This is a genomic window from Sporomusa sp., from assembly GCF_057736855.1.
In genome coordinates this window covers 1-3193 of sequence record NZ_JBYKYF010000328.1, presented here as the reverse complement: position 1 = coordinate 3193, position 3193 = coordinate 1, and the positions used below count along the sequence as shown (strand labels likewise).

Sequence of the window (3193 nt, the reverse complement as noted above, 5' to 3'; positions counted from 1 at the left end):
TCAAGATGGTACATGCGTTGCATGTGAACCAGATTAACAAATCAAGCTTCATTTTGCCGTGGTGGCTCTTTTGAACCCAATGCAAATATTACAATACCTAAACAAACAAGCATGCCACCCACACCATACATAACACTATATCCCCAATACTCGCCAATAACTCCCAGAAACAGAGCCCCTGCCATAATTCCAATATCCATAAAGGCCGTGAAAAAGGCAAGCGCACTGGCTCGCTCCAGCGCCGTTGTCCGATCAACTACAAAAGCACTTAATGCAGGCATAAACGCACCAAATCCCAGTCCAAAGCATCCGCCAATAATGACCAACATAAAAATACTATGCAAAAATGGCAGCAGAAATAGGGCAATAGCCACCAGCGTTAAAAACGGAAGAATGACTGTACGCCGTCCATAACGATCAGACAATTTACCTGCAAGCACACGGCTAAGCAAAGTAAATACCGCATAAGTAGTAAAGTAGATTCCGATATCGCTAATCCCTCGCTCAGGCGCATATACAGGTAAAAAGGTTATAATTGCCCCATATACAATGGCCGCAGAAAAAAAAGTCATGGAAGCAACTAACACAGCCGGATTGGACGCAACTTTCCTGAGACTTACCGGATTTTGCCGGCGTCCTTCTGGTTTAATTTCATCAAGAAAAATGGCGGTTAAAAAAGCAGCACCGCCAGTCATGGTAGCTAAGAAAAACAGCCTCGAAAAATCCTGGGTATCTGCAATAATCTGACTGCCCCAAGCCGGAAACAGTGCCATTGCCACCACATTAGCCACTCCATAAATCCCCATGACCTCTCCACGGCGATCAACTGGGGCAAAATCGGCAACATACGCATATGCAGCTACCAAGTAGCTACCAAGTGTAATGCCATGAACGACTCTCAGCACATATAGCAGAACTATCTCGTGAACATAATGATAAAAGATAAACAACAAAGCGAAAAGGCCGGCAGCAATAGTCATCATTTTTTTGCGTCCATGCCGGTCAGCTAGTTTGGCACAATAAGGGCGAAAGATAACTGCCGCTATCGAAAACAGCCCTACCACTAATCCGATTTGACTGGTTGTACCACCAAGTTTAGCAACATATTGCGGTATCGTAGGTAACAGAAAGTAAAAACTGCCAAAATAGAAAAAACCGGACAAACAAATCAGGATAAAATTTTTGGATAACAAGCTACATTCGCTCATTTTTACCATCCTTTAGTGTTTTTCATTACTATAGTGTTGCAGCTACAGTAAACAAGCAGTCAATCACATGGTTACCTTATTTATCTTTTGATTTTTCTATTATAGCATATTTCGATTACATATTTTCCCTAACATGCTTTCTATTTTTGGAAAAAGCCACTTTCTCTTTAAAAAATACAAAAAAAACTGCACCTCAAAATCCAACATCTAGGTGCAGTTCAATGGACGAAAGACATCATACATATAGAAAATGTGCCAAAACCTAAATGAATCAGCCCAAAAGCCGCTTTCTAGTGGAGACCCCCAGTTACGACTCGTAGGACAGTACACTTTAATACTTATCATAGTGTACTTTTGCTGGGTTATATCGATCAATATACTTATTTTCGGTTTCTGGATATCCTACTGCTACTATAGCAAACGGCAAAACAGTTTCCGGCAAATGAAATAATTCTGTTAGATATTTCGGAAGAGTCGTTAAAACTTTGTTACAAAACCCAAAGTAACGCCATGGGCATCATAGCCTGGATTATGAGTGTGAAATCCATTGGAAACATGCATTAGCATATAACCAAGATTGAGTGAGGAATCTTCGCTGAACTTATAAACGAAATTGGGTCCGATCCGCCACATAAAGTCATAATATCTGCCCCCGGTGGGAAACACTTTGTCATATAAAATTAATCCGCCACTCATATCGATGGCTCCCGTAAGTTTGCCTGATTGAAATTTTTCATCGCGCACCAGGAAAACAGGACCAATACCAACAGCAGAACTGTCTTGCCATTTTCCATGAAGTTTTACCTCTCCCTCTGGACGAGTGATGGTAATCCCTCGATATATAGATCTAGTTTTTGATTCTGAGATTTTTTCTAATATATGTAATGACACGGTATCAATATCACGCTTATGTTTGCTGTGAGGAGTCAGATAGTCCCAATTCAGTTCAACCTTGGAATCGGCCGCATAGCAATATGAGCCGCCTGGTAAGGAAAGCAGGAAAAACTGTAAAAGAATTACTAAACACATTACTTTACGCACGATGCGCCACCTCTTATATTGTTTTAATATTACATATTGTTAATATAATACTATAATTAATTTATGCCAACCAAAGCTAAAGCTTCATGTGCAAGGATATTCCAGAATTCACCTTAATTTCACAGGTAAAAGCCAAATACTGATTCTGTGTAAACTATGTGTAAAATAAACACACTAATCTTTATTTTACCACCATAACCGGACAGGACGCATGATATAAAACATAACTGCTTACACTGCCCATGAGCAACTGTTTTACCACTCCAAGGCCTCTGCTGCCCATGATAATTAAATCATAACCATTCTCTCGACTAAATTCTACTATTAATTCGGTAGGTACTCCAATTTCTAAAAAAGTCTCGGTTTTAATGGTCGTCGGCACCTGCTCTAAGGCTTCCTGCAAAATAGCCCTCCCGGCTGCTTTAAAATCCGCTGGAACATAACCACCGGTGCTCACCTGTTCCAGCGGAGAAATTTTTGCGGCAAGATCAATTATATGTAGTAAACCAATGTTGGCCTGACAAACCTCTGCTAGATACACCGCTCGCTCCAACGCACGCCGGGAATGGCCAGAACCGTCATACGGTACCAATATGGAAGAAAACCCTTTCATGTCCATCCCTCCTTCGCTACTCTTATTTAAGTATACTACAAAATTAAGTATTGATGTTACTATTTCAACAGATTATGGCAAATTTGTTGCCATTTCTCGTTTCTCAGTGACATTCTCGCTAGCAGACATCCATAAAAGATGCACCACGCAAAATGATATCCCGGGTAAACCGATAACCCAGGTCAAGGCAACATATAGGATTAGGATTGTCAGAAATTTTCCTGATGCTAGGGCCAAGTTACCCTGTTTTACTTAATTTTGCTTTAAAATAAAAAAAGGTTCTTTGTCAAATGTTGGGGTAAAGCATAAAGTGTAGTGGAGCAGGGGATAT

At 40.5% G+C, this 3193-nt stretch carries 3 protein-coding genes; all 3 read right to left on the bottom strand.

Going from position 1 to position 3193, the window contains the following annotated elements; genetic code table 11:
• Positions 1 to 41: 41 nt before the first annotated feature.
• Positions 42 to 1208 carry an MFS transporter gene (locus AC29Z1_RS15605; RefSeq protein WP_488272376.1) on the bottom strand — a complete coding sequence of 389 codons (1167 nt, stop codon included), beginning with the start codon at positions 1206 to 1208 and terminating at the stop codon, positions 42 to 44.
• A gap of 477 nt (positions 1209 to 1685) precedes the next feature.
• Positions 1686 to 2249, bottom strand: coding sequence for an acyloxyacyl hydrolase (locus tag AC29Z1_RS15600; protein WP_488272375.1), 564 nt, complete (start codon positions 2247 to 2249; stop codon positions 1686 to 1688).
• Positions 2250 to 2430: 181 nt separating this feature from the next.
• Positions 2431 to 2862, bottom strand: coding sequence for a universal stress protein (locus AC29Z1_RS15595; protein ID WP_488272374.1), 432 nt, complete (start codon positions 2860 to 2862; stop codon positions 2431 to 2433).
• Positions 2863 to 3193 lie beyond the last annotated feature (331 nt).